Raw genomic sequence first — 25,105 nt, 5'->3', positions numbered from 1 at the left:
CGTCCCGGAGGAGCCCGACGAGGACCGGCCCGGCGACGGCCCGCGCAGCGAGGACGGCCGCCCCAAGCGCTTCGCCTACCCGCCTCAGCTGCCGGCCGTCCGACGCGTCCCACCTCCCGCCGACACCGGGGGAGTTGAGGCCAATGGCCGCCAGTCGTACGGAACGTGCGGGACGTGCGGGATTCGGCCCGCGGGCCGCCGCCACGCTCGGCGGCGTCGTGCTGTTCCGGCTCGGGCAGAGCCTGCCGCTGCCCGGCGTCGACCCGGTGGTCCTGCGGCGGGCCGCCGACCGCGTCCTGCCGGGCGACCAACTGCGCGGCCTGGTCGACCTGGTGACCGGGGGCGGGCTGTACCGGCTGGCGGTGCTCCCGTTCGGCGTCCTGGTGGTCTTCCTCGCCCGACCGCTCGTACTGGCCCTCACCCGGCTGCACCCCCGGCTCGCCGCGCTGCGCCCCGAGCACCTGGACGGCAGCCGCGCCGGGATGCGGCGGCTCGAAGCCCGGGCCACCCTGGCCCTCGGCCTGCTCGGCGGCCTGGCGCTCGGCCTCGCCGCCGACTCCGGCCGGCTGCTGCCGACCCCGGCGGCCGGGGACGGCGTGCTGCGGCTGCACGGCGCGCCCGCCGTCGCGGTGATCACCGGCTGCACCGCGGCCGGCGCGATGGCGGTGCTCCGGCTCGCCCGGTGGATGAGCCGGCGCGGCCTCGGCGACGGGGTGTCGGTGCTGCTGCTGGCCCAGGTGCTGGCCGTCCTGCCCGGCCAACTGTGGTCGGTGGAGGGGGAGTCCGGCCCGGGCGGCTACGCGCTGGTGCTCGCGGCGGTGCTGTTCGCCCTGGTGGCGACCAGCGCGCTGGTGATCGCCGGGCGCAAGGGCGAGCGGCGCGTCCCGGTCCAGTACGCGCGGCGGATGATGGGGGCGCGGTCGGGCCGGGAGCCGGGCTACCTGCCGTTGGTGCTCAGCCACCGCGGGTTCATCCCGGCGGTGGCCGCGGCCCTGTTGCTCGCGCCCTTCCCGCTGTCCCGGCTGCCGTACCTCGCACTCCTGTTCACGCTCACTGCCGTGGGCGCCGGGCTGGCCGTGGCGGCCGGGCGGTCCGTGGCGGCCGACGCGGACGCGCTGAAGCGTGCCGGGGGGTTCGTGCCCGGGATCCGGCCCGGCCGCCCGACCGTCGAGTTCCTGGACCACCTGCGCGGTCGGCTCGCCGTGGCGGAGGTGCTCGGCACCGGCCTGGCCGCCGTGCTGCCCACGCTCGCGCTGACCGCCGTCGACGCGGCCGACGGGTACGCGTTCAGCGGCGCGAGCCTGCTGGTGGCGGCCGGTACGGCGCTCGGCACGGTCGGCGGGTTCATGGCGGACGTCCAGCGGACGGTGGCGCTGCGCCGCTACGCCGAGTAGCTGACGTGATGTCAACCGGAGGTGTTCGAGCGCCTATCATCGCGCCATGGCCACCGCTGAGCTGATCCGCATCGTGTCCCGCTCCTCGCCCATGGCGCTCGCCCAGGTCGACCGGGTCCGCACCGAACTCGCCGTACTGCACCCGGGGTTGCGCACCGAGGTGGTGCCGGTCACCACCTCGGGCGACCGCTGGACCGGGGACCTCGCCGCCCTCGGCGGCAAGGGCGCGTTCACCAAGGAGGTGGACGCCGCGCTGCTCGCCGGGGAGGCCGACGTCGCCGTGCACTGCCTCAAGGACGTGCCCGCCGACCGCCCGCTGCCCGCCGGCACCGTCTTCGCCGCCTACCTGCGCCGCGACGACATCCGCGACGCGCTCGTCCACCCCGGCGGCCTGACCCTGGCCGAACTCCCGCCCGGCACCCGGATCGGCACCTCCTCCGTCCGCCGGATCGCCCAACTCGCAGCCTCCCACCCGCATCTGGAGTGCGTGCCGATCCGCGGCAACGCCAACAGCCGGCTCGCCAAGCTGGCCGCCGGGGACGTCGACGCGCTGCTGCTCGCCGTCTCCGGACTGGAGCGGATCGGCGAGCGGGCCAGGATCACCGAGGTCCTCCCGATCGAGGAGATGTGCCCGCCGATCGGCGCCGGGATCCTCGTGCTGCAGTGCCGCGAGGACGACGCCGCGACCATCGAGGCGGTCACCGGGCTCGGCCACCACGACACCTGGCGCGAGGCGGCGGCCGAGCGGATGTTCCTGCACGTGCTGCAGGGCCACTGCAACAGCCCGATCTCCGGCTTCGCCCGGGCCGAGGCGGACGGCCGGCTCTCGCTGCGCGGCCGGGTCTTCACCCCGGACGGCAAGCGGGTGCTGGACGCCCACGAGTGGGCGGGCGCGCTCACCCCGGAGGACCTCGGCACCTCCGTCGCCCTGGCGCTCAAGCGGCAGGGGGCGCACGAGCTGATCTCCTCGATCCCGCACTGAGGCCCGGCGCGGTCCCGCGTGCCCTGTGGATCTCGCGGCAGGGGTGGCGCCATCTCTTTGCCTTCGTGAACTGGCTCCGAAGACGTACGGCTGAGATGATTCCCCGTGCGGGGAAAAGCAGCTGACGTGTACTCAGCTGCCGTCGGCCCCGCGGACCGTGGAACGCGCACGCCGGGGGTGGACGTGGAGGCGTTGAGACCCACCGACCCGACGACGGTCGGCGGCCGCTACCGGCTGCTGGCCCGGCTCGGCAGCGGTGGGATGGGGGTCGTCTACCTCGGGCGCTCGCCCGGCGGGCGGCTGGTCGCGGTCAAGTGCGTGCACTGGGACCTCGCCACCGACCCCCGCTTCCGGCTCCGCTTCACCCAGGAGATGGAGGCCGCCCGGCGGGTCGGCGGCTTCCACACCGCCCAGGTGGTCGACGCCGATCCGGACGGCGACCCGCCCTGGCTGGTCACCGCCTACATCCCCGGCCCGTCCCTGGAGGCGGCCGTCGCCGCCCACGGCCCGCTGCCCGAACCCGTCCTGCGGGTGCTCGGCGCCGGGCTGGCCGAGGCCCTGGCGGCGATCCACGCGGTCGGGCTGGTCCACCGCGACCTCAAGCCCTCCAACGTCCTGCTCAGCGACGACGGCCCGCGGGTCATCGACTTCGGCATCGCCCGCGCCCTCGACGGCGCCTCGATCACCCGCACCCAGACCGTCATCGGCACTCCCGGCTACATGGCCCCCGAACAGATCGCGGGTGAGCCGCTCAGCCCCGCCTGCGACCTGTTCAGCCTCGGGCGGGTGCTCTGCCACGCCGCCGGCGGCGCCCCGTACGGGCACGGCGGCGACCCGCAGGTGCTGCTCTACCGGATCCTGCACACCGAGCCCGACCTCAGCGAGGTGCCCGAGGCGCTGCGCCCGCTGGTCGCCGCCTGTCTGTCCCGCCGCCCCGAGGACCGGCCCACCCCCGCCCAGCTGGTGGAGCGGCTCGGGCCGCCCGGGTACGACGGGCCGACCGGCTCCTGGCTGCCGGAGGCGCTGCGGGTGCGGCCCGCCGTCCCGGAGGCGCCGCTGGTCGCGCCCGGCCCGGGCCCCGGGGCGGTACCGCCCGGGCGGGTGCCGTCCACCCGGGTGCCGACCCTACTGGGCGCCGGCCCGTACGGCGCCGGCGGCTGGGCGCGCACCGAGCCCTCGGACGCGGTGGCCCGGCGGCGCCGGGCGCGGCGGCTCCGGATCGTGCTGCCGAGCGCGCTGGCGCTGGTCGCGGCCGCGGTGCTGGTGCCGGTGTACCTGCAGCACGACAAGGGCGGCGGCAGCGGGCTGGACAACGGCGGCTTCGTGGTCGCCAAGGACGACGGCGGCCCGCCGGACTGCGTGACCGGCGGCTCCACCGGCGGTTCGGGGGGCTCGGCCGGCTCCGGGGGCGACGCGAGCACCAACCAGGGCCCGCCCGCGGCGGTGCCGAACGGCACCCCGCACGCCTCCGGCCTGCTCACCCCGGCCGACCGGGACACCCTGACGCTGGGCCGCTCGCTGGTGCTCAGCTGGAACAAGGCCGGTGCGGTGACCAAGGTCTACACCCGGCACGGCACCCAGCCCTGGCAGGCCTCCGGCTGGCTCACCTCCGCCGACTGCACCTTCAAGCCCACCGAGGCCGGCGTCTACCAGTGGGCCGTGGTCGGCGCCAACGCCGCCGGCGGCAGCATCGGCAGCGGCTGGAGCGCCACCCGCTACCTCAACGTGCAGACGGAGCAGGACCAGGCGACCACCAACCCGGTCAAGTCCGCCCCCTCGGCCCCCATCCCGGTCTTCCCGAAGGACCAGCAGGTGGTCCCGGTGGGGAAGCCGGTCGAGTTCGACTGGGCGACCGCCGGCACCACCTCCACCGTGAACATCCTGACGCCGGGCGCCACCGACTGGGACCGCCTGCCCTGGCAGACCGCGCTGAGTACCACGTACACGCCGAAACTGCCCGGGGTGTACATCTGGACCGTCTTCACCTCGGGGCCGGGCGACTGCAGAGGCGGGCCGGTCGCCGGCGGGGGCTGCGTCAGCGGGGGGAGCGAGCAGCGGTACCTGGTCGTGCAGTGACGGCGCTCAGCCCGCGGTGCGCGCCCGGGCCACCCGCCGGACCACCGGTCCCAGCGCCAGCCCCGTCGCCGCCCCCAGGACGACCCCCTGCACCCCGTCCCAGACGTCCTGCACGTCACAGGCCCGCCCGATCGACGGCACCGCGTACTGCACCGCCGAGACCGCGAACGGCAGCACCGCCGCGCCCAGCAGCGCCGCCACCGCCCGCCGCCTGGTCCCGGCCAGGGCGGCGGCGAAGCCGACCGGGGCGTAGGTCGCCAGCTTGAGCTCGATGTGCCGCACGTGCAGCAGCTCGTGCGGCGAACGGGGCCGCGCCCCCTCGACGGTGCAGTGCCGCACGGCGTCCGCGGACAGTCGGAACGCCTCTGGCAGCAGCGTCGCCACGACGACCCCGCCGAGGCCGAGCAGCAGCAGGAAGCCCACCACCCAATGGGCCCGCAGCAGCCGCCCCACCTGCCGGTTCAGCAGCGCCGCCGGTACCAGCGAGAGCAGCAGTCCGGGCCAGAACATCGGCATCCCGCCGAGCACCGCACTGATCACGCCTCAAACGGACGCGCCGAACGTCCGTCCGGTTCTGGTGTCGGCCCGGCGGTCTCAGTGCCCTTCCAACAGGGGGAAGAGCCGGGTGACGGCGGCGACCGGGCGGGCCCCGGCGGGCCGGACGGCCGGGTCGGCCTCGCGGTCGCGGTAGCGCGCGAGGATCCGGCGCACCTCCTCGCCGACGGCGGCCATTTCGGCCGGGGTCAGGTGGACGACGGCGCTGAACGCCTCGTCCCGCTGCCACTCGGCGGGGGCCTCGCTGCGCCGGGCGAGCCAGCGCCGGTGGCTCTCGTCCTCCAGGCCCCGGGCCAGTTCGCCGAACTCGTCTTCTCGGGCGGGCGGTTCGGCCTGGGCTTCGGTCCGGGGGAGGCGCCAGGGACGGGCCCGGCCGTCGCCGGCCGGGGCCTCCTCGATCAGCCCGTAGCGGGCGAGCTGTCGCAGGTGGAAGGAGCACAGGCCGGAGCTGAGGCCGAGTCGGGCGGCCGCCTCGGTGGAGGTGAGGGTGCCGAGCTCGGCGAGCAGCTCCAGCAGGGCGGTGCGCACGGCGTGCTCGGCGAGGGCGCCGGATCTGACGAGGTGTTCGGTCACTTTGCAAAGTCTGCTACTTTGCAAAGCTGACAGCAAGTCCATCGAACGAGTCCATTGGACGAGTCCATCGAAGGGGAGCACCCGTGTCCGAGTTGCGCGAGCGTCCGACCGTCCTGCGGATCACCGAGGTGGGGGAGGAGATCCTCGGCCGCACCTGCCGCGCGGCCGGCGAGGAGGACTTCGGCAGCCCGGAACTGGCCCGGCTCGTCGACGACATGTTCGCCACCATGTACGTCGCCGACGGCTGCGGCCTCGCCGCCAACCAGGTGGACGTGGACCTGAGGCTGTTCGTCTACGACTGCACGGACGAGGACGGCGTCCGGCACGTCGGACACGTGCTCAACCCGGTGGTCGAGGACCAGGAGCCCGGCCGCCGACTGATCGAGGACATCGAGGGCTGCCTGTCCGTGCCCGGCGCCAACACCCGCCTCGCCCGCCCCGCCCGCGCGGTGGTGCACGGCGTCGACCAGCACGGCGAACCCGTGACGATCGAGGGCACCGGCTACTTCGCCCGCTGCCTCCAGCACGAGACCGACCACCTGAACGGGGGCCTCTACCTCGACCGGCTCTCCGCCCGCGACCGCAAGCGGATGTTGAAGCAGACCGCCGACCGCCGCGCGAAGGTCTTCGCCGAGCGCGCCGCCAGGGCCGCAAAGGCCGCCGAGGCCGCGATGGCCGCCGAGACCGCCGAGGCCGCGATGGCCGAAATAGGGTGACGCGATGACCGAACCCGCCCACCTCACCGCCGTCCGCGAGTCCTACGACACCGTCGCGGCCGACTACCTCCGCCGCGTCGTCCCGCCCGAGGGCATGGACCCGCTCTCGCGCGCGATGCTCGCCGCCTTCGCCGAGTTCCACCGGGTGCTCGCCCCCGGCGGGCACCTGCTGCTGGGCGGGCACACCGGCGACGAGGAGCCCCGGCCGAGTTCGGCGTACGGGCACCCGGTGACCTGGGCCTCCCACCTCGTCCCGGCCGGACGCCTGGTCGCGCTGCTGGCCGGGGCGGGGTTCACCGTCACCACCCGGCTGGAACAGGCCCGGCCGGAGCGTCCGGAGCGGGGGTACGTCAGCCTCCTGGCGCATGCGTAGATAGCCCTGCCGGGGGAGGGGGTTCGGCCGCGCGGTCGAGGTGGCGGCGGGGTGGCCGGGGCGAGGGTGGACCCATGCTGAAGAACATCCCCGTCGGTGACACCGAACGCCCCGTCCCCCGTTGGGCCCTGCGCTCGGCCAGAGCCCTCCCGCTCATCCTGCTGCCGCACTGCCTGTGGCGGCTGCCGTTCGCCTTCGACTTCTCGATGGGCACGGTCGACCCGAACCGCCCGCCCTACGTCTGGTGGGCCACTCCGTACGTGTTCGGGCTGAGCCTGATCACCGAGGCGCTTGCGCTGCTCACCCTGGGCCTGGTCAGCGGCTGGGGCGAGGTGTTCCCGCGCTGGGTGCCGTTCCTGCGGGGGCGCCGGGTGCCGCCGCTCGGGCCGCTCATCGCGACGCTGCTGGGCGGGCTGGTGCTGTTCGGGCTCTTCGGGCTCCAACCGCTGGCCTGGGCCGGGGTGTTGGATGAGGTCGGGTTCAGCAACGGCTGGTGGGAGGCACTGTGCCGGGTCTGCGTCAGCCCGGCCGCGCTCTGGGGTCCGATCACCATCGCCCTCGGCGTCGCCTACTACCGCCGTCGCACCGCTTGAGCGCCCGGTCGGCGCCTGCCTCAGCGCCTGCGCGGGAAGTCGGACCGGCCGGACTTCCCGCGCAGCCGCGCGTGCGTCAGTGCGTGAGTGCGTCGGCGCGTGAGTGCGTCGGCGCGTCGATGAGCCGGTGCGTCAGTGCGTCCGGTAGTACTCGCCGACCGCGGTGAAGGCCTCCTTCGGCTCCCAGGGCAGGCCGGGGAACCTGACGCCCGGGCGGTCCTCGTACACCTTGACGACACCGTAACTGGCCAGGTCGAGGTCCTCGCGCGGATCGCCGTCCGGGCGGTGGACGAAGTCGTACAGCGCGAAGGTGAACACGAAGGCGGCGTCGACCCCGCCCGCGTCGAAGGCCGCCAGCAGCTCGCGGACGTACCCGGCCTGGGCGGGCTCGTCGCGCTCGTACGCGCCGTCGAGGCGCACCGGGCCGTCGGCGTCCGACTCGACGATCTCCAGGCCGAGCGCGCCCCGGTCGCCCGCGCCCCGGTAGGTGGCGGAGCCGAACTCGGTGATGGCGACCGGCTTGCCCTGGCTGGTCAGGTCGCGGACGCCGTCGGCGAAGCGGTCGGCGATCTCGGCGGAGCGGTACAGGTCGAGGGAGATCAGGTCGAAGGGCGTCCAGTCGACCCGCTCCAGCGGGACGGCGGCGTAGGTGAGCGGCCCGTTGAAGTGCTCGCGGACGGTGGCCACCGCCTCGCCGAGGAAGGCGTTGACCCTGCCGCTGACCGTGCCGAGGTGCTTGCGCACCTCCTCCGGCCGGGCGAGCAGCGCGACCCGCTCGTCCGTGCTGTCGCCGGGCAGGAAGCCCGGGTTCATCAGGCTCAGTTCGGCGCCGGCCACGAACACCACCTCGGCCCCGCTCCGCCGCAGCCGCTCGGCGCGCTCGGCGCAGTCGGCGAACAGCCGCAGCATCTCCTCGGTGGTCAGCTCCAGCGGGTACGGGGAGAACCAGACCTCCAGCCCGAGCGCGGCGGCGTACCCGGCGGCGAGCTCGATCCGGTCCGGGTCGCCGCCCATGATCCGGACGGCGGTGCAGTGCAGCTCGTCGCGGATGATCCGCAGCTCGCGCTCGACGACCTTCGGGTCGAACAGCTTGCGAGAGTACGATCCGTTCCTGATGAATCCGGTGTCGTAGCTTATTCCCTTGGCGCGCATGGTCTCCTGCCTTCGGAGGATCGGAAACTTACGGTACGGCGAGTACCGTAGTTGCCCTCGGGGCGGGATGGCAAGTAAGCATGGGGGCGGTACGGGCGGCAGCGAGGGCGGAGCGGGAGCATGGCCGGGCAGACGCGGCGGCGCGGGGCGGCGCTGGAGGAGGCGATCCTGGCGGCCGCGGTCGCGGAGCTCACCGAGTCCGGGTACGCCGGGCTGACCATGGACCGGGTCGCCGCCCGTGCGGGCACCAACAAGAACGCCATCTACCGGCGCTGGCCGAACCGCCTCGCCCTGGGCGTCGCCGGCTACAAGCAGCTCGCCAAGGCCGCCCCGCTCCCCGACACCGGTGAACTGCGCGGCGATGTACTGGAGTTGCTGCGCCAGGCGAACCGGCACTGGAGCTCCCCGCTCGGCGGCGTGCTGCGCGACCTGCTGGCCGCCGCGGGCGGCGCGGGCGAGGTCCTGGCGCAGCTGCAGGACCAGTCCGGCGACGCCGCGGCCGCGCCCTGGCTCACCGTGCTCGGTCGGGCCGTCGCCCGCGGCGAGGCGGCGCCGGAGGTGCTGCACCCCCGGGTGGCGACGGTGGCGGTGGTGCTGCTGCGCAACGAGTTCGTCGTCCGGGGCGTACCGAGCGCGCCCGACGACGTGCTGGTGGAGATCGTCGACGAGGTATACCTGCCGCTGGTCCGGCGCCGGGGCACGCCCGGGTAGGGCGCCGCCCGGTCGGGGCCTGTCCGGTCGGGGCCTGTCCGGGGGGCGGCCCTCGGTCATTGCCGGACGGTCGTTGCCGGTCAGTCGTTGCCGGCGACCAGGGTGTCGGCGAGGCGGTCGGCGGCGGCCGCGTCCAGCGGGCCGTGGCCGAGCAGGAAGCGGTACCAGAACACCCCGTAGACCTGGTCCACGATCAGGTCCAGGTCGGCGTCGCCGGCCAGTTCGCCGCGCTCGCGGCCGCGGGCGAGGAGCTCGTGCAGCGCGCCGCGCCGGGTGGCGGTGAAGGTCTGCATCAGCTCGGCCAGGTGCGGGTCACGGGCGGCCTCGTGGACGAGGGTGCGCAGTGCGGAGGCGGTGGTGCTCTGCTGGGCGGCGTCGAAGGTGGTCCCGATGAAGGCGCGCAGGTCGGTGCGCAGGGCGCCGGTGTCCGGGTGGTCGCTGACGTCCTGGTCGGCGCGGTCGGTGAGGGCGTTCAGCAGGACGGCGCCCTTGGAGGGCCACCAGCGGTAGACGGTCTGCTTGCCGACGCCGGCCGCGCGGGCGATGGCGTCGATGGTGACGGGCGTGCCGTCGGATTCGGCGAGCAGCTGCAGTGCCGCGTCCAGGATCGCCCGGTGGGCCGCCTCGTTGCGGCGGCGGCCGGTGTGCGGCCGGGCGGCCTGGGGGTCGGTCTCGTTCATGGGTGAGGTCTCTTTCTTCCTGCCCGGTCCTTCTGCTCCCACTTGACAAGACTAGCAGTCTCGACAAGCATCATTACCGAAACCGTTGGTCTCGACAAGTTGCCGAATGCGCCGGAAGGGCCAGAACCATGAGCACTGCAACGAACCTCTTCACCGGACAGCGCGTCGTCGTGATGGGCGGCAGCTCGGGCATCGGCGAGGCGAGCGCCACCGCCTTCGCGGCCGACGGCGCCGAGGTCGTGGTCACCGGCCGTGACCGCGAGCGGCTGGACGCCGCCGTCGCCCGGATCGGCGGCAAGACCACCGGCCACCCGGTGGACGCGACCGACCGGGCCGCCGTCGCGGACTTCTTCGCCGGACTCGGCGCCGTCGACCACCTGGTGGTCGCGGTCAGCGGCGCGGCCGGCAGCGGCCCGTTCGCCCGGCTCGACCTGGCCGACCTCGCCACCGGCTTCAACGCCAAGTTCTGGCCGCAGGTGCAGGTCGTGCAGGCGGCCCTGCCGCACCTGCGCGCGGACGGCTCGATCACCCTGATCACCGCCGCCTCGGCCCGCGCCGCCATCCCCGGTACCGCCGGACTGGCCGCCATCAACGGCGCCCTGGAGGCGATGGTCCCGCCACTGGCCGTCGAGCTCGCCCCGCTGCGGGTCAACGCCGTCTCGCCCGGCGTCATCGACACCCCGTGGTGGGACCGCGTCCCCGCCGAGCAGCGCACCGCCCTCTTCGACGGATTGGCCGCCACCACCCCGGTCGGCCGGGTCGGCCGCCCCGAGGACGTCGCCCGGGCGATCCACATGCTCGCCGCCAACACCTTCGTCACCGGTGTGGTGCTCGACTGCACCGGCGGGGCCAACCTGCCGACCGGCCGCTGACCGCTGACCGCTGACCGCTGACCGCTGACCGCTGACCACCGCATGATGTGACGGCCCGGCCCGGCTCGGGAGCACCCCGGCCGGGCCGTCCCCACAGGTCGGGCCTAGGGTTCGAACATGAACGTACCCGCACTGATCCCGATCCGGCACGAGCCGGACTGGCGCACGGACACCATCGGCCGCTGGCAGGGTGGCCAGTTCCTCGCCTCGGCCGTGTGGGCCGAGGGTCGGCCGTACGCCGTGCTGCACCGCTTCGACCCGGCCGGCCGGCACCTGGAGTCGAGCATCCGGGCGGTCGGCACGGCGGCGGAGGCCCGTCGGCTGCTGGACGAGTGGCTGGACGCCCTGCCCGGCCGCGCATACGGGGACATCGCGATCGCGCAGTTCTCCGTGGAGGCCGACGGCGTGATCTTCGGCCTCGTCCTCGACGAGGACGAGGCCGAAGAGGACGAGGCCGGCGAGGAGGACGAGGGCCCCTGGGTCGAGCTCCGCCCCGACGGCCTCGGCTTCCACGCCCCCTGGGACGGCTGCTACGACACCTGAGCCGTCACCACCTCACCACGTCACCACTCCGCGACCCGGTAGTCCTTGAGGAACACTCCCGACACCGGGCGCCCGGCCTCGCCGCGCACGATCGGGTCGTACACCCGGGCCGCGCCGTCCACGATGTCCAGCGGGGTGCGGAAGCCCCGGGCGGCGATCCGGGTCTTCTTGGGCGCCGGGTTCTCGTCGGTGATCCAGCCGGTGTCGACGGCGCACATGTGCACGCCCTGCGGGGCGAGTTCGGCGGCGCTGGTGCGGGTGAGCATGTTGAGCGCGGCCTTGGCCATGTTGGTGTGGGGGTGGCGCGCGGTCTTGTTGCGGACGGCGAACCGGCCCTCCACCGCCGTGACGTTGATGATGTAGCGGGCGGGGTGCGGGGAGGCGAGCAGCAGCGGCAGCAGCCGGTCGCAGAGCAGCGCCGGGGCCAGCGCGTTGACCAGCTGGGTCTCCAGCAGCTCCGCCGGGTCGAGCGAACCGAGCGTGGCGGACCAGGAGTTGGCGGGCGCGAGGTCGGGCAGCAGTCCGGCCTCGTCGGTGAGGTCCAGCAGGGACCCGGCCCCGGAGGGGAGTTGGCCCGAGATGGCCGCCGGCCGGAATCCGGGCGCGTGGGTGATCGCCCGGCGCTCGGCGCCCGGCAGGGCCGCGGACTCGCCCGCCGCCAGCAGGGCGTAGGACTCCGGCGGGCGGCGCAGGGTCTGCGCCGCGTTGTTGACCAGGATGTCCAGCGGCCGGCCGTCGGCGCGCAACTGCTCGGTCAGACCGAGGACTTGACGCGGGTCGCGGAGGTCGATGCCGACCACGGTCAGTCGCTCCCACCACTGCCCGCTGCCCTCGGCGGCGCGGAAGCGGCGGACGGTGTCCTGGGGGAACCGGCTGGTGACGATCAGCTCGGCGCCGTCCCGCAGCAGCATCAGCGCGAGCTGGAAGCCGATCTTCACCCGTCCGCCGGTGAGCAGTGCCCGCCGCCCGCGCAGGTCGGTGGAGAGGTCGCGGCGGGCGGTGTTGTCGGCCGCGCAGTCCGGGCACAGCATGTGGTAGAAGCCGTCGACCCGGCGGTACTGCTGCTTGCAGACGTAGCACTTGCGCGGGACGAGCAGTTCGCCGACCGGCCCTCCGGCGGGGGCGAGCGGCGCGTCCTCGCGGCGCTGCCGGGCGCCGGTCGCGGTGGCGGCGAGCAGTTCGTCGTCGGCCTGCCGGACGGCCTCCTTGGCCTCCTGGCGGCGGCGCTTGCGGCTCTCCATCACGAAGGAGCTGAGCTGGCGCTCGGCGGCCAGCCGGGTGCGGTCGTGGGAGGGGAGGCCGCGCAGCCGGCCCAGGGTGCGGCTGAAGGCGCCGAGTTCCTCGGGGGTGAGGCCTGCCGCGCAGGCGGCTTCGCTGGTCGCGGTGTTGGTGGTCAGCTGTCTGTGGTCGTCCCGGACCGTCATGTCCGCCCCCTCGTTCCGTACAGGTGGGAGGGACTGTAGTTGACGGTCCGGGAGGATGGGATGCCAATTAATCCGGGCCGTCGGCCCGATGGCACGTCGTACCGTCAGCCCGCGTACCGGCCGAAGATCTTCGCGAACTCGTACGGCTGCTGCGGGATGTTGGTGCACTTGGCCAGTGAGCCGCCGGTGCAGGCGTTGGCGTCCCGGGTGGCGTCCCAGAAGGCGAGCAGGCCGAGGTGGTTCTGCTGGGCGAAGGTCACCAACTGCTGGGCGGCGGCCTGGTTGTAGATCTGGTGGTCGTCGTTCTCGCCGATCATCGGGGTGACCCCGACCATGGCCCACAGCTGGGCGTCGGTCTTCGCCGGGTAGAGCGACTTGAGCTGGCCGAAGGTCGCCTGGGCGGCCTGGACGGCGGCGTTGCCGTAGTCGCTGCCGGAGCGGTAGTAGTCCATCGCCATGATGTTGACCAGGTCGAGGTTCACCCCGGCGTCCCGGGCGGACTTGACGATGGCGACGCCCTCGCTGGTCAGGCCTTCGGGCAGGACGGGCAGGGTGAGCGAGACCTTGAGGCCGGGGTGGGCCTGCTGGAGTTTGGCGAGCGCGGCGGAGCGGCGGTCGTTGGAGGCGGTGTCGGCGATCGCCGCGCCCTCGATGTCGTAGTCGACGTAGCGCAGGTTGTAGGCGTTGACCACCGCGTCGTACTGGTTGAACAGTGAGTCCACCGAGGTGCAGGCGGCGGCGAGTTCGGTGCCACTGGCGCCGCCGAAGGAGAGCTTGACGTCGCCGCCGGCCGCGCGCAGCGCGTCGACCTGGTCCTTGGCCCAACCGCTGCGCGGGTCATAGGCGTTGAACCAGCTGGCCTTGCAGCCGACGCCGGTGACGAAGCCCATGGTGTAGCCCTTGACGGCGCCGGCCTTGGCCATGTCGGGCATGGAGGGGGTGGGCCAGGCGCCCATGTCGATGTACGGGGCGACGGGCAGGGCGACGTTCGGCGGCGGGGTGCTCGGGCCGCCGGTGGGTGTGCCGGTGGGCGATCCGGTGGGTGTTCCGGTCGGCGGGGTGGACGGGCCGCCCCCACCGGGGCCGGTGAGCGTGACGTCGTCGGCGAGGTAGGCGCCCTGCCCGTACCAGCCGTGCAGGTAGACGTTGACGCTGGTGGTGCTCGGCCCGGTGGTGAAACTGGCCGACAGCCGCTGCCAGTCGGCGCCGCCGGGGGTCCACACGGCCGGGTCGGTGACGCCGCTGCCGGTGGCGCCCAGGTAGACGTACTGGCCCTGCACCCAGGCGCTGAGGGTGTAGGTGGTGTCGGGCTGGACGCTCACGGTCTGGCCGCACTGGGCGGTGTCGCTCGCGCTCGCCGCCCCCTTGAGCGCGTAGCTGCCGCTGTGCGTGCCGGAATTGACGATGCTTCCGGTGCCGGCGGAACAGCTCCAGGGGTCGAGCGTGCCGCTCTCGAAGCCGCCGTTGGCGAGCAGGTCGGCGTCGGCCGCGCCGGCGTTCCCGGCGAGGGTGGCGAGGCCGCCGGCCGCGAGCACGGTGGCGGCGGCGAGGCTGAGCAGTTTGGTCCGGCCGGCGGGGCGGCGGAGGGTGGGGGCGTGCTGGGGCGCGCTGGGCATGGGGGTGCCTCTCGGGACGTGGGGCCGCCCGCGCCGCGAAGGGGGGGAGACGCGGGGCGGGCGGCAGCATGGGGGCTGGTCCGGTGCGGGAGGAGCGCGGTGCTGAGGATCAAACTGGACTAGACCAGCTGTGCACGTCAAGCACTTCCCGGCTTCCGGAAGCCTTCCGAGGGCAGGTTTTAGGGAGGGTTTAAGGACGGCCCGGCGGTCGGTCGGTCAGCCGCCGCAGCAGGACTTGCACTCCTTCACCCGGACGTCGTCGAGCACCGGCCCGAAGGGGCCCCGCACGGTGCTCTCGAAGGTCAGCGTGGTCGAGGAGTTGTACGCGACGAAGCTGAACTGCCGTCCGACGTAGCCCATGGCGGCGCGGGTCCTGCCGGTCACGTCGAAGGAGAAGTCCTGGAAGTCCTGTCCGTCGATCAGCACCCGGCCGGTCCGCAGGGCGGGTCCGCCGCCGGGGTTGCCGGCCAGCGCGTAGCTCACCGAGTAGGTGGCGCCGGGGGTCGTGGTGAAGGTCTGGGCGATGGTGCCGCTGTCGGCACCGTTGAGGTCCACCGACTGGTCGCCCTCGGCGGCCTGCCAGAAGCCCGCGCCGATCAGGTCGACGCTGCCCCTGGTGACCTGCCACGGGCCGATGCTCTGGCCGGCCACCGGCTCGGTGAAGCTGTTCGCCGGGATCTTGGGGGACTCGAAGCTGCCGTCGTCGAAGTGGCTGAACGTGCGCTTCCCGCCGGCCGCCTGGGCCGGGGCGGCGAGACTGGTGGTGGCCAGTGCGGTGGCGGCGGTGACGGCCAGGGCGAGCGCGGCGGCGCGGGTGCGCGAGAGCGACATGGGTTCCTCCCCGAGGTGGGTGGTGGCAGGCGACGTCCTCGGTCGCCTCCCGTGGTGGCGGGCCGGGTTGATCGGCCGCGGACAGAGCGTCGGCCGTCGCGGTGAGCCGTGCCAAGACCGGACCGGCGGCGCCCCGTGGCGCGGTGAGCCCGCCGCCGGGCCCCCGCGCGCCGGTTTGGCGGCGGGGACGTCCACCGGGCCCGGGCGGACCGCTCCGGGGGCGAACCACGGGGTCGACGGCCGGGTACGGGGGCCCGGTGGTGAAACCGGAGCCGCGCGCCCCGTTCGCGCCGCGCTGCGGTCCGATGACCGTACCGGGGCGGAGACTTGACCTCGAGTGCACTCCAAGGGGGAAGCTGGACGCGTTGATCCACTGCGGCACCACGGCACCACGGCAGGCCGGAACGCGGCAGGCCGGAACGTGGCAGGCCGCCACCAGAGATCGGAGCACCGTCATGCGCACCGCCTCGTTCGGCACCGACGGCCCCGAGGTCGGCGTCATCGGCCTCGGCTGCATGGGGATGACCCACGCCTACGACGTCCGGAGCCGGGACGACGAGAAGTCCGTCCGGGTGGTCCACCAGGCGCTGGAGCTCGGCGTCACCCTGATCGACACCGCCGACGTCTACGGCCCGTTCAGCAACGAGGAGGTGGTCGGCGCCGCGCTGTCCGGCCGGTACCGCGAGCGCGCCTTCCTCGCCACCAAGGTCGGCATCGTCCCGGGCGGAGGGGGCCAGCACGACCGCGACGGCAGCCCCGGGCACGTGCGCCGCTCGATCGACGACAGCCTGCGCCGGCTCGGCACCGACCACGTCGACCTCTACCAGCTGCACCGGGTCGACCCGGCCGTCCCGATCGAGGAGACCTGGGGCGCGCTCGCCGAGACCGTCCGGGCGGGCAAGGCCCGTCGGATCGGGCTCTCCGAGGTCGGCGTGGAGGAGATCCGGCGGGCCCAGGCGGTGCACCCGGTGGCCTCGGTGCAGTCCGAGCTCTCGCTGTGGACCCGGGACGTGCTGGCCGAGGTGCTGCCGTACACCGAGGAGCAGGGCATCGCCTTCCTCCCCTTCTCGCCGCTCGGCCGGGGCTTCCTGACCGGCAGCATCTCCTCCTTCGACGAGCTGCCCGAGGACGACTTCCGCCGCAACCTGCCGCGCTTCCAGCAGGACGCGCTGAAGGCGAACCTGGCGCTGGTCGCCAAGGTCCGGGAGATCGCCGAGCGGATCGGCGCCACCCCCGCGCGGGTCGCGCTGGCCTGGACGCTGGCGCAGGGCCGGTACGTCTTCCCGATCCCGGGCACCAAGACGCCGCGCTACCTGGAGGACAACGTGGGCGCGGCCGCGCTCGAGCTCTCGGCGGCCGACCTGGCCGAGCTGGACGCCCTGCCGGCCGCGACGGGCGGGCGGTACTGAGCCGTTCCGGAGGGTCCTACCGCTCCATGACCCAGACCAGCTGCCGCCCGGTCTCGCCCGGAGCCCGGACGGCGGCCTCGGCGACCCGGTCCAGCCGGTAGCCGAGCTTGCGCGGGACGGCCGCGCTGGCGCCGTTCGCCTGGTCGCAGCGGATCTCCACCCGGGCGATCCCGGGCAGCGCCAGCGCGGCCTCGGTCAGCGCCCCGGCCGCGGCGGTGGCGATGCCGCGGCCGACGTGCCGGGCCGCGACCCAGTAGCCGATCTCCAGCGCGCCCGGGCCGATCCGCCCGTGCAGCCCGAGGGCGGCGACCACCCGGCCGGGGGCCTCGGCCAGCTCGGCGAGGTACATGAAGTCCGTCCCGGCCTCCCAGGCGGCGGTGCCGGCCCGGGTCAGCTCGGCGGTCCGGGCCCTGCTGGGGGCTTCGCCGGCCCACTCCAGCCAGGGCCGCAGGTGCTCCAGGTTGTCGCGGACGGCCCGGTTCAGCGCCGGTGCGTGGGTGCTGCGGCGGCGGTGCAGCGCGAGGCCGCCGGGCAGCCGCAGCAGCTCGGGCGGCCGCCCGGTGGTCACCTCGGGTGCGGCCCGGACGGGCTCGCAGGACTGCGGCAGTGCGGGGCTCATGGCGGCGATTATGTCCTTGGCCAGGACCTGCCACATCCGGACGGGGGCGCATCCGGGCCCGCCGGTCGGCGGGGGAGCGAGCGGCGCGCCCCGGCGCGTCAGAGCCGGACCATCACCTCGTCGAGCTCCTTGCGCCGCAGGTCCGGCACGCGCGCGCCCTCGGCCGGGTAGCCGACCGGGATCACGTAGGCGGCGCGCTCCTCCGCCGGGCGCCCGCACACCTCGTTGAGGAACCGCATCGGGCTCGGCGTGTGGGTCAGCGTGGCCAGCCCGGCCTGGTGCAGCGAGGCCAGCAGCAGCCCGACCGCGATCCCCACCGACTCCTTGGTGTAGTACGGGCGCGGCGAGTCGGGGCCCTTGTGCACCTCGAAGACCACGATCACGGCCGGCGCGTCCTCCAGGAACGGCTTGTGCCAGTCGGTGCCGATCGGCGCCAGTGCGGCCAGCCACTCCTCGGACGCCCGGTGGCCGTAGAACTCCCGCTCCTCCGCCTCGGCGGCCTCGCGCAGCAGCCGCTTGCGCTCCGGGTCGGTGACCACCACGAAGCGCCAGGGCTGGACGTGGGCCCCGCTGGGCGCGGTGGCCGCGGTGCGGACGGCCCATTCGACCACCCCGTCGGGGATCGGCCGGGTGGAGTAGTCGCGGACGGTCCGGCGCTGCGCCATCACGTCGTGGAAGGCCTTGCTGCGGGCCTCGGCCTGGTGGGCCGGCACCGTCATCGGGGTGAGCGGGACGGTCGGGTACGGCGTCCCTGCCACTGCGCTGTCAACCATGGGCGACAGCACAGCACATGACGGCCGCTCCGGGAAGAGGTAGAGACCAATTCCCGGAGCGGCCGTCATGGCTGCGCGGCCGATCGCAGGCGGGGCGGGCGGGTGTTCCGGCGGCCGGGCCTACAGCTCGTGCACCCGGCCGTCCCGGACCTCGATCCGCCGGTTCACCGAGACCGTGTCCAGCATCCGCCGGTCGTGGGTGACCAGCAGCAGGGTGCCGGTGTACGAGCCGAGCGCGGACTCCAGCTGCTCGATCGCGGGCAGGTCCAGGTGGTTGGTGGGCTCGTCCAGCACCAGCAGGTTGACCCCGCGCGCCTGCAGCAGCGCCAGCGCGGCCCGGGTCCGCTCGCCGGGGGAGAGGGTGCCCGCCGGGCGCCTCACGTGCACCGCCTTGAGGCCGAACTTGGCCAGCAGGGTGCGCACCTCCTCCTCGGTGAGCTCCGGCACGGCGGCCGCGAAGGCGTCCGCCAGCGGCTCGCCACCCGAGAAGAGCCCGCGCGCCTGGTCCACCTCGCCGACCACCACACCGGAGCCCAGCACGGCGCTGCCGGAGTCGAGCGCGAGCCGGCCGAGCAGCGCCGCCAGCAGGGTGGACTTGCCCGCGCCGTTGGCCCCGGTGATCGCGACCCGGTCCGCCCAGTCGATCTGCAGGTCCACCGGGCCGAAGGCGAAGTCGCCGCGCTTGGCGGCGGCCCCGCGCAGGGTGGCCACCACCGAGCCGGAGCGCGGCGCGGCGGCGATCTCCATCCGCAGCTCCCACTCCTTGCGCGGCTCCTCGACCACGTCCAGCCGCTCGATCATCCGCTGGGTCTGCCGGGCCTTGGAGGCCTGCTTCTCGGTGGACTCGGTGCGCTTCGCCTTGGCGTTCTTGTCGTTGTCGCCGCTCTTGCGGCGGGCGTTGCGGACGCCGTGCTCCATCCAGTTGCGCTGCATCTGGGCCCGGGCCTCCAGCGAGGCCTTGGTGTCGGCGTACTCCTCGTAGTCCTCACGGGCGTGCCGACGGGCCACCGCCCGCTCCTCCAGGTACGCCTCGTAGCCGCCGCCGTACAGGTTGACCTGCTGCTGGTGCAGGTCCAGCTCCAGCACCTTGGTGACGGTGCGGGCCAGGAACTCGCGGTCGTGGCTGATCAGCACGGTGCCGGTGCGCAGGCCCTTGACGAAGGCCTCCAGCCGCTCCAGGCCGTCCAGGTCGAGGTCGTTGGTGGGCTCGTCCAGCAGGAACACGTCGTAGCGGGAGAGCAGCAGCGAGGCCAGGCCCGCGCGGGCGGCCTGGCCGCCGGAGAGCGCCGTCATCGGCAGGTCGAGGGAGACCTTCAGGCCGAGCGAGTCGGCCACCTCCTCGGCCCGTTCCTCCAGGTCGGCGCCGCCGAGGTCCAGCCAGCGGTCCAGGCTCGTCGCATAAGCATCGTCGGCGCCCGGGCGGCCCTCGACCAGGCCCTCGGTGGCCTCGTCCAGCTCGGCCTGGGCGGCCGCCACGCCGGTGCGCCGGGCCAGGAAGTCGCGCACCGACTCGCCCTCGCGCCGCTCCGGCTCCTGCGGCAGATGGCCGACGTTGGCGCTCGCCGGGCTGAGCCGCAGCGACCCGCCCTCCGGGGTGTCCAGGCCGGCCAGCAGCCGCAACAGGGTCGACTTGCCGGCGCCGTTCACGCCGACCAGGCCGATCACGTCACCGGGGGCGACGACCAGGTCCAGGCCGGTGAAGAGGGTGCGTTCGCCGTGGCCGGCGGCGAGGTCCTTGACTACGAGTGTGGCGCTCATGATGGAGCCGATTGTAGGAGGAGCGGGCCCCGAGCCGGAAAAGTCCGCGGGCCGGGGCCGCAGGCCGGAAACGCCTGCGGGCCGCGGGCCGGAAACGCCCGGGGGCCGCGGCTGTCGCAGCCGCGGCCCCCGGGATCACTCCTCAGCGCCTCACTTGGCCTTCTTGGAGAAGTAGTCGAACATGTGCGCCGCGACGTCCTCCAGGTAGGGGCCCGCCTCGTAGGTGTTGGCGCCGTTGCCGACGGAGGTGTCGCTGACCAGGGCCGGCTTGCCGTCCTTGGTGGCGTACCAGCCGCCGCCGCTGCTGCCGCCGGTCATGTTGCAGCCGATCATCAGCATCGCCGGGCGGCTCGGGTCACCGGGCTTCGCGGCCGGCTTGCCGCCGTCGCAGTGCTCCAGCTCGACGCCGTCGAACGGCTTGCCCTCCGGGAAGCCGTAGTTGGCGACGGAGGCGATCTGGTCGCGCGGGGCGTTGAACCACAGCGGCACGGAGCCGCCGACGGTCTCCTCCAGCGACTTGCCGTTCGGGTCGGGGTTGGCGACCTTGATGATGCCGAAGTCGTACTGGCTCCACGGGCCGCCCTTCTCCGGGTCGGCCTCCTGGGTCCACTGCGGGGAGACCATGCCGGCGGTCGCGCCCCACTCGCCGTACGGCTCGGCGTCGTCGAGCTTGGACTTCACCTTGTTGCCGTTGCTCAGCACGCCGTTGCTGTTGAAGGCCGGGGCGAAGGTGATGTCGGTGTAGTACTTGTTGCCCTTGCCGCCGTGCAGGCAGTGGCTCGCGGTCCACACCAGGTTGCTCTTGCCCGGGTTGGCCGGGTCGGAGACGACGGTGCCGGAGCACACGTAGTCGTCGTTGCCGTCCTTGAAGAAGATCTTGCCGTTGACGTGCATGTTCTTCGGGAACGGGTGCGCCACGGGCTTCGCGGCGACCACCGAGGGCAGCTGGTCCGGGCCGGTCGGCGGCTGGGCGGCGGTGGGCTGGGCCGGGGCCGCGCTGGTCGGCTGGGCGGTCGGCTGCGCGGTGGGCTGGGAGGGCGCCTGGGGCAGCGGCTTCGGCTTGGCGTTCAGCAGCTTCTGCAGGGTCCAGTAGCCCTTGGTCGCCGGGGTGATCACATTGGCCTGGGCCCACTTGTCCCAGTCCTCGAGCTTCCAGGTCTTCAGCTCTTCGATCGTCGGCAGCTTGATCGGGGCCGCGCCCGGCTTCCCGGAGGCGCTGGCCGCGACCGACGGCGCGGCGGTCTGGGCACCGGCCGGGTCGCTGTTGTCCGGACCGCAGCCGGTGGCGACCACCATGGTCAGCGCGGCGACGGAGGCGCCGAGGACGGCACGGCTCGGCCGGGATATCGGTGACATGAGTTCAAATCCCCCTGTTTGACTTCCGCCATACGGCCCGGTCCTCGGGTACGGCCGCCAGGGGCCGCAGGTATGGCAGGTGAGGAGTCTGCCATGCGGATAAGGAACTCCTTACACGCGGCCCCGGCCGGTACGAGGCTGTCACCGGATCGGCACCGGATCGGCACGGAGGCTTTGCCGTCACCGAATTCACCCCCGGGCTCGGCCCCGGCCGGAGCAGCCGGAGCGAGCGGCCGCGTTAATCGGTTGCACGCGTCCGGCGGGGCTCCTAGCGTGGTTCGCGTCATCCGCCAGACAAGGAGAAGGCCGTTGCTCTACTGAGGTCCCGGGACACCGCCCCCGCCACGCAGGCCCCGCTGCCGCAGCCCTGATTGCTGCCGCAGTTGTCGTCCCTGCCGCGTGGCGTGCGAGTGTGCGACCTCAGTCACGGCCCCGTGGCGCGTCATCGCGCCGTCCCGTCCTCCGGCCGTCCCGGTCCGCACCCGCGGTGTCTCCCCGTGTTGCTCATCACCCCTTCAGCAACCACCCGGGAGGCCTTGCATGGCACAACCCACCACCGCCGTCCTCTGCACCGAGCTCGCGTTCGAGTGGCCCGACGGCAAAACCGTCCTGGACGACTTCCACCTCGCCGTCGGCCCCGGCCGCACCGGACTGATCGGCCTCAACGGGGCCGGCAAGTCCACCCTGCTGAGGCTGATCGCCGGCGAACTCACCCCCACCGGCGGCACCGTCCGGGTCGCGGGCGAACTCGGCTACCTGCCGCAGGGCCTCACCCTCGAAACCGACCTGCGAGTCGACGAGGCGCTCGGCATCCGGGCCGCCCGGGAGGCCCTGCACGCCATCGAGTCGGGCGACACCGACCAGCGGCACTTCGACGCCCTCGGTGACGACTGGGACGTCGAGGAGCGCGCCCGCGCCACCCTCGACCGGCTCGGCCTGCAGCGCCTCGGCCTCGACCGCACCACCGGCGAACTCTCCGGTGGCGAGGCCGTGTTGCTGCGGCTGGCCGCCCTGCTGCTGCGCCGCCCCGACGTGCTGCTGCTCGACGAACCCACCAACAACCTCGACCGGGCCGCCCGCGAGCGGCTCTACGAGACGGTGGCGGGCTGGCAGGGCGTCATGGTGATCGTCAGCCACGACCGCGAACTGCTCCGGCACGTCGACCAGATCGCCGACCTCCGGGACGGCGGGGTCACCTGGTACGGCGGCAACTTCGACGCCTACGAGCGCACCCTCGCGGCCCAGCAGGAGACGGCCGAGCGGCTGCTGCGCAACGCCGAGGCCGACGTCCAGCGCCAGAAGCGGGACTTGGTCGACGCCCGCACCAGGCTGGACCGCAGCGCCAGCTACGGCAAGAAGCGCTCGGTCACCCGCAACGACCCGCACATCTTCGCCGGGATGCTCAAGCGCAAGGGCCAGGAGACGGCGGGCCGGCTCACCGGCATGCACGCCGAGCGCCTGGAAGAGGCCAAGGCCCGGCTCACCGCCGCAGAGGAGGCGGTGCGCGACGACGCCGAGATCCGGATCGACCTGCCGCGCACCGCGGTGCCGGCCGGGCGCACCGTGCTCACCCTGCAGAAGGTCCGGCTGCCCTTCGGTGCCACCGTCGACCTCGACCTGCGCGGCCCCGAGCGGATCGCCCTGGTCGGGCGCAACGGCTCCGGCAAGACCACGCTGCTGCGCACCATCGCGGGCGAACTCTCCCCATTGGAGGGGCAGATCACCACGCCGGAGGGGCTGCGCCACCTGCCGCAGCGGCTCGACCTGCTGGACGACGGACTCACCATCGTGGAGAACGTCAAGCGGTTCGCCCCCGCCGCCGGGGACAACGCGATCCGCGCCCGGCTCGCCCGCTTCCTGTTCCGGGGCGCCCGGGCCGAACAGCAGGTCGGCACGCTGTCCGGCGGCGAGCGGTTCCGGGCGACACTGGCCGCCCTGCTGTTGGCCGACCCGCCGCCGCAGCTGCTGCTGCTCGACGAGCCGACCAACAACCTGGACCTCGCCAGCGTCCGCCAGCTCACCCAGGCGCTGGCCGCCTACCAGGGCGCGCTGATCGTGGTCAGCCACGACCTGCCGTTCCTGCGCGGCCTGGGGCTGACCAGGTGGCTGGAGCTGGACGGCGAACTGAGGGCGGTGGATCCGATGTAGGGCTTACCGCCGCAGGTCACCCCCGGCGTCCCGGGCGAGCACCCGGCGGGCCGTGCTCAGGGCGGAGTCCTTGAGTGCGGCCAGCTCCTCGGGGCTGTAGACCGGGGTCCGGAGGTCCGGTGCGATGCCCGGGCCGTCGAAGGTGCTGCCACTGCGGGTGAGGTACTCCTCGTTCGGTAGGACCACCGCGAAGTCCGGCGAGAGGGGCTTGATCAGGACGTCCGAGAAGACGCCCTGGGTGTTCTCGCCGATCCGGGTCACGTGCGGGGAGCGGCCCATCAGCGCCTGGGTGAAGGTCTCCGCCGCGCTGGCCGAGATCGAGGAGGTGAGCAGGGCCACCGGCCCGGTGAAGTGCTCGCCGTCCGAGGGCTCCACGGGGACGGGCACCGGCCGGGTGAACTTCGCCGGGTCGGCCGGGTCGTTGCGCGCCACCTTCCGGTAGGCGAGGTACGGGCGGTCGGTGAGCCGGGCGGCGATGTGCAGCCCGAGCGCGTCCGAGCCGCCGCCGTTCAGCCGGACGTCGAGCACCAGTGCGGTGAGCCCGTCCGGATCGGCGAACAGGGCGTCCAACGCCTTGTCCAGCTCGGCGACCTGGCTGCGGTAGTCGCCGTCGGTGTAGCCGTCGAAGCTGCCCACCCGCAGGTAGCCGACGTCGTCGGGAAGCCGGCCCACGCCGAGCTTCCCGCCGGCGAAGAGCTGCTCGGGGCCGGTGAGCTGGGCGGCGACGGCCTCTCCGGCCCGGGTGGTCAGCTCCTTGGTGCGCACCGTCGAGCCGGGCCGCCGCCCGCCGAACACCCCGGTCGGCTGCCCGTCGACGATCCGGGCCAGCCCGGTGTGGGCGTCGCCGAGCGGCCGGAGCATGTCGACGAGGACCTCCTGCAACTGCTCGGTGGTCGTCGCCGGGGTGATCCGTCGTCGCTGCTCGTCCCGGACGGCGCGCCAGTCGATCCCCTTGGCGGCGAAGAAGGGGTAGTTCTCCGCGAAGTCCTCCCAGAACCGGTCGAAGACCGCGAGCGGGTCGTTCGGTGCCGGGGTGGTGCACAGCGCCGGCAGCGCGGGGATCCGGTTCAGGTTCTTGGTGCCGACCCCGCCCTCCTCGCGGTCGACCAGCCGGTCGCGGCCCTTCGGGGTGAGGGTCACCGCGTTGGTGCCCATGACGTAGCGGACGGTGCCGTCCGGCCCGGGCGGGCCGGCCTGTGTCGCGGTGATCCAGCCGGGCACGCAGCTGTGCGCGGTCACGTCGTAGGTGGTCAGTCGGCCCCCGTCGATGGCGACCACCGTGCCGTAGCCGTCCATCCGCCAGACGCCCGTCAGCGGACCTCCCGGCCGCCCCTCGGCGGCCGCCGTGCCCGCCGCCGTCCCGGTCACCGTCCCGATCACCGTCGCGAGCGCCACCGTCGTCGCCAGCCCCCTCGTGGTGGCCGCAGCCCTGCCGATCTTCCGGTGCCTCATGTCCGGCCTCCGCCGACCGTGTTCCATCCTCGGCCTCCGTCGAGCTTCCGGCCTCCCCCGCGGAACCCCTCCGCCGCCGTGCTCCCGACGCTACGGGCGCCCGGGCCGCCGGGGCGTCATCCGACGCGCCGCCCCCGTACCCTCCTCCGGGCGTACTCGCACACCAGGCCGAACCGTCTCGGGAGGGATGGACGGCAAACCCTTTTGACGGCGGGTGGAAATCCGTCACGGCCCTGCCAACTGCCGTGCACTGCAGTACCATCGGCGACATGCCTGCGCTCAACATCGAGTACACGGAGCACGAACTCGCCGCGATCCGCGAGGCCGCCGCCGCGGACGGCAAGAGCGTGAAGGCGTACGTCCACGACCTCAGCGTGCGGGAGCAGCAGCGGCGGGTGTTCGTGGACCACGCGGTGGCGTTCTGGAAGGACCACCGGGCGGAGTTCGACACCGCGTTCCCGGAGGACGCCCCCGCGGCGTGAGGCGCCTGAGGCGGGTG

24 protein-coding genes are annotated in these 25,105 nt (G+C 73.9%); 12 read left to right on the top strand and 12 right to left on the bottom strand.

Annotated features, from left to right (window positions below; all coding sequences use genetic code 11):
• Nucleotides 1–143 precede the first annotated feature (143 nt).
• From ABTY61_RS29890 to ABTY61_RS29880, 3 genes are all read left to right on the top strand, one after another.
• Entirely contained in the window at nucleotides 144–1,394 is a 1,251-nt protein-coding gene (locus tag ABTY61_RS29890) for a hypothetical protein (RefSeq protein WP_350508225.1), read from the top strand.
• Nucleotides 1,395–1,440: 46 nt separating this feature from the next.
• A complete protein-coding gene (hemC, locus tag ABTY61_RS29885; protein WP_350508224.1) occupies nucleotides 1,441–2,376 on the top strand; it encodes a hydroxymethylbilane synthase in 936 nt (311 codons plus the stop codon).
• A gap of 126 nt (nucleotides 2,377–2,502) precedes the next feature.
• A complete protein-coding gene (locus ABTY61_RS29880; protein ID WP_350508223.1) occupies nucleotides 2,503–4,452 on the top strand; it encodes a serine/threonine-protein kinase in 1,950 nt (649 codons plus the stop codon).
• 6 nt (nucleotides 4,453–4,458) lie between these two features.
• Here the strand turns inward: ABTY61_RS29880 and ABTY61_RS29875 are convergent, their stop codons facing one another.
• A complete protein-coding gene (locus tag ABTY61_RS29875; protein ID WP_350508222.1) occupies nucleotides 4,459–4,992 on the bottom strand; it encodes a hypothetical protein in 534 nt (177 codons plus the stop codon).
• A 54-nt stretch (nucleotides 4,993–5,046) separates the two neighbouring features.
• Nucleotides 5,047–5,580, bottom strand: a complete 534-nt coding sequence (locus tag ABTY61_RS29870) for a helix-turn-helix domain-containing protein (RefSeq protein WP_350508221.1) — start codon at nucleotides 5,578–5,580, stop codon at nucleotides 5,047–5,049.
• A gap of 83 nt (nucleotides 5,581–5,663) precedes the next feature.
• Here ABTY61_RS29870 and def point away from each other — a divergent pair, with 83 nt between their 5' ends.
• From def to ABTY61_RS29855, 3 genes are all read left to right on the top strand, one after another.
• Nucleotides 5,664–6,296 carry a peptide deformylase gene (gene def, locus ABTY61_RS29865; RefSeq protein WP_350508220.1) on the top strand — a complete coding sequence of 211 codons (633 nt, stop codon included), beginning with the start codon at nucleotides 5,664–5,666 and terminating at the stop codon, nucleotides 6,294–6,296.
• A gap of 4 nt (nucleotides 6,297–6,300) precedes the next feature.
• Entirely contained in the window at nucleotides 6,301–6,669 is a 369-nt protein-coding gene (locus tag ABTY61_RS29860) for a hypothetical protein (RefSeq protein ID WP_350508219.1), read from the top strand.
• Between the two features lie 74 nt (nucleotides 6,670–6,743).
• Complete coding sequence (locus tag ABTY61_RS29855) at nucleotides 6,744–7,262, top strand: hypothetical protein (protein ID WP_350508218.1); 519 nt, start codon at nucleotides 6,744–6,746, stop codon at nucleotides 7,260–7,262.
• A gap of 132 nt (nucleotides 7,263–7,394) precedes the next feature.
• Here ABTY61_RS29855 and ABTY61_RS29850 read toward each other — a convergent pair whose 3' ends face one another.
• Nucleotides 7,395–8,414, bottom strand: a complete 1,020-nt coding sequence (locus ABTY61_RS29850; protein WP_350508217.1) for a glycoside hydrolase family 113 protein — start codon at nucleotides 8,412–8,414, stop codon at nucleotides 7,395–7,397.
• Between the two features lie 120 nt (nucleotides 8,415–8,534).
• On the opposite strand from ABTY61_RS29850, the gene ABTY61_RS29845 reads away from it, so the two are divergent.
• Entirely contained in the window at nucleotides 8,535–9,125 is a 591-nt protein-coding gene (locus ABTY61_RS29845) for a TetR/AcrR family transcriptional regulator (protein ID WP_350508216.1), read from the top strand.
• A gap of 80 nt (nucleotides 9,126–9,205) precedes the next feature.
• Here the strand turns inward: ABTY61_RS29845 and ABTY61_RS29840 are convergent, their stop codons facing one another.
• On the bottom strand, nucleotides 9,206–9,805 hold the full coding sequence (locus tag ABTY61_RS29840; protein ID WP_350508215.1) for a TetR/AcrR family transcriptional regulator: 600 nt from the start codon (nucleotides 9,803–9,805) through the stop codon (nucleotides 9,206–9,208).
• 128 nt (nucleotides 9,806–9,933) lie between these two features.
• Between ABTY61_RS29840 and ABTY61_RS29835 the strand changes: the two genes are divergently transcribed.
• Both ABTY61_RS29835 and ABTY61_RS29830 read left to right on the top strand, forming a co-directional pair.
• Entirely contained in the window at nucleotides 9,934–10,677 is a 744-nt protein-coding gene (locus ABTY61_RS29835) for an SDR family oxidoreductase (protein WP_350508214.1), read from the top strand.
• Between the two features lie 117 nt (nucleotides 10,678–10,794).
• Nucleotides 10,795–11,220, top strand: coding sequence for a hypothetical protein (locus tag ABTY61_RS29830; RefSeq protein WP_350508213.1), 426 nt, complete (start codon nucleotides 10,795–10,797; stop codon nucleotides 11,218–11,220).
• 20 nt (nucleotides 11,221–11,240) lie between these two features.
• Here the strand turns inward: ABTY61_RS29830 and ABTY61_RS29825 are convergent, their stop codons facing one another.
• The 3 genes from ABTY61_RS29825 to ABTY61_RS29815 all read right to left on the bottom strand — a co-directional run bounded on the left by ABTY61_RS29825 (nucleotide 11,241) and on the right by ABTY61_RS29815 (nucleotide 15,091).
• Entirely contained in the window at nucleotides 11,241–12,644 is a 1,404-nt protein-coding gene (locus tag ABTY61_RS29825; protein WP_350508212.1) for an SDR family oxidoreductase, read from the bottom strand.
• Nucleotides 12,645–12,748: 104 nt separating this feature from the next.
• On the bottom strand, nucleotides 12,749–14,260 hold the full coding sequence (locus tag ABTY61_RS29820) for a carbohydrate binding domain-containing protein (RefSeq protein WP_350508211.1): 1,512 nt from the start codon (nucleotides 14,258–14,260) through the stop codon (nucleotides 12,749–12,751).
• Nucleotides 14,261–14,476: 216 nt separating this feature from the next.
• Nucleotides 14,477–15,091: a choice-of-anchor C family protein gene (locus ABTY61_RS29815; protein WP_350508210.1), complete on the bottom strand. Its 615-nt coding sequence runs from the start codon at nucleotides 15,089–15,091 to the stop codon at nucleotides 14,477–14,479.
• 455 nt (nucleotides 15,092–15,546) lie between these two features.
• On the opposite strand from ABTY61_RS29815, the gene ABTY61_RS29810 reads away from it, so the two are divergent.
• On the top strand, nucleotides 15,547–16,500 hold the full coding sequence (locus tag ABTY61_RS29810) for an aldo/keto reductase (RefSeq protein WP_350508209.1): 954 nt from the start codon (nucleotides 15,547–15,549) through the stop codon (nucleotides 16,498–16,500).
• Nucleotides 16,501–16,516: 16 nt separating this feature from the next.
• Here ABTY61_RS29810 and ABTY61_RS29805 read toward each other — a convergent pair whose 3' ends face one another.
• The 4 genes from ABTY61_RS29805 to ABTY61_RS29790 form a co-directional block, all read right to left on the bottom strand.
• The gene (locus ABTY61_RS29805) at nucleotides 16,517–17,119 is read right to left on the bottom strand and encodes a GNAT family N-acetyltransferase (RefSeq protein ID WP_350508208.1); all 603 of its coding nucleotides are present in this window, start codon (nucleotides 17,117–17,119) and stop codon (nucleotides 16,517–16,519) included.
• A 98-nt stretch (nucleotides 17,120–17,217) separates the two neighbouring features.
• Nucleotides 17,218–17,892, bottom strand: a complete 675-nt coding sequence (locus ABTY61_RS29800; RefSeq protein ID WP_350508207.1) for a nitroreductase family protein — start codon at nucleotides 17,890–17,892, stop codon at nucleotides 17,218–17,220.
• A gap of 120 nt (nucleotides 17,893–18,012) precedes the next feature.
• On the bottom strand, nucleotides 18,013–19,650 hold the full coding sequence (locus tag ABTY61_RS29795) for an ABC-F family ATP-binding cassette domain-containing protein (RefSeq protein ID WP_350508206.1): 1,638 nt from the start codon (nucleotides 19,648–19,650) through the stop codon (nucleotides 18,013–18,015).
• Between the two features lie 150 nt (nucleotides 19,651–19,800).
• Entirely contained in the window at nucleotides 19,801–21,006 is a 1,206-nt protein-coding gene (locus ABTY61_RS29790; protein WP_350508205.1) for a trypsin-like serine peptidase, read from the bottom strand.
• Between the two features lie 540 nt (nucleotides 21,007–21,546).
• Between ABTY61_RS29790 and ABTY61_RS29785 the strand changes: the two genes are divergently transcribed.
• Nucleotides 21,547–23,154 carry an ABC-F family ATP-binding cassette domain-containing protein gene (locus tag ABTY61_RS29785; protein WP_350508204.1) on the top strand — a complete coding sequence of 536 codons (1,608 nt, stop codon included), beginning with the start codon at nucleotides 21,547–21,549 and terminating at the stop codon, nucleotides 23,152–23,154.
• 3 nt (nucleotides 23,155–23,157) lie between these two features.
• Here the strand turns inward: ABTY61_RS29785 and ABTY61_RS29780 are convergent, their stop codons facing one another.
• Complete coding sequence (locus tag ABTY61_RS29780; RefSeq protein ID WP_350508203.1) at nucleotides 23,158–24,606, bottom strand: S41 family peptidase; 1,449 nt, start codon at nucleotides 24,604–24,606, stop codon at nucleotides 23,158–23,160.
• Between the two features lie 269 nt (nucleotides 24,607–24,875).
• Here ABTY61_RS29780 and ABTY61_RS29775 point away from each other — a divergent pair, with 269 nt between their 5' ends.
• On the top strand, nucleotides 24,876–25,088 hold the full coding sequence (locus ABTY61_RS29775) for a hypothetical protein (protein ID WP_350508202.1): 213 nt from the start codon (nucleotides 24,876–24,878) through the stop codon (nucleotides 25,086–25,088).
• The last annotated feature ends 17 nt before the right edge of the window (nucleotides 25,089–25,105 follow it).

Source organism: Kitasatospora sp. NPDC096128, assembly GCF_040303105.1.
Lineage (GTDB): Bacteria > Actinomycetota > Actinomycetes > Streptomycetales > Streptomycetaceae > Kitasatospora.
Note: the sequence above shows the minus strand (reverse complement) of the source record. Positions and strands in the feature narration are given on the sequence as shown.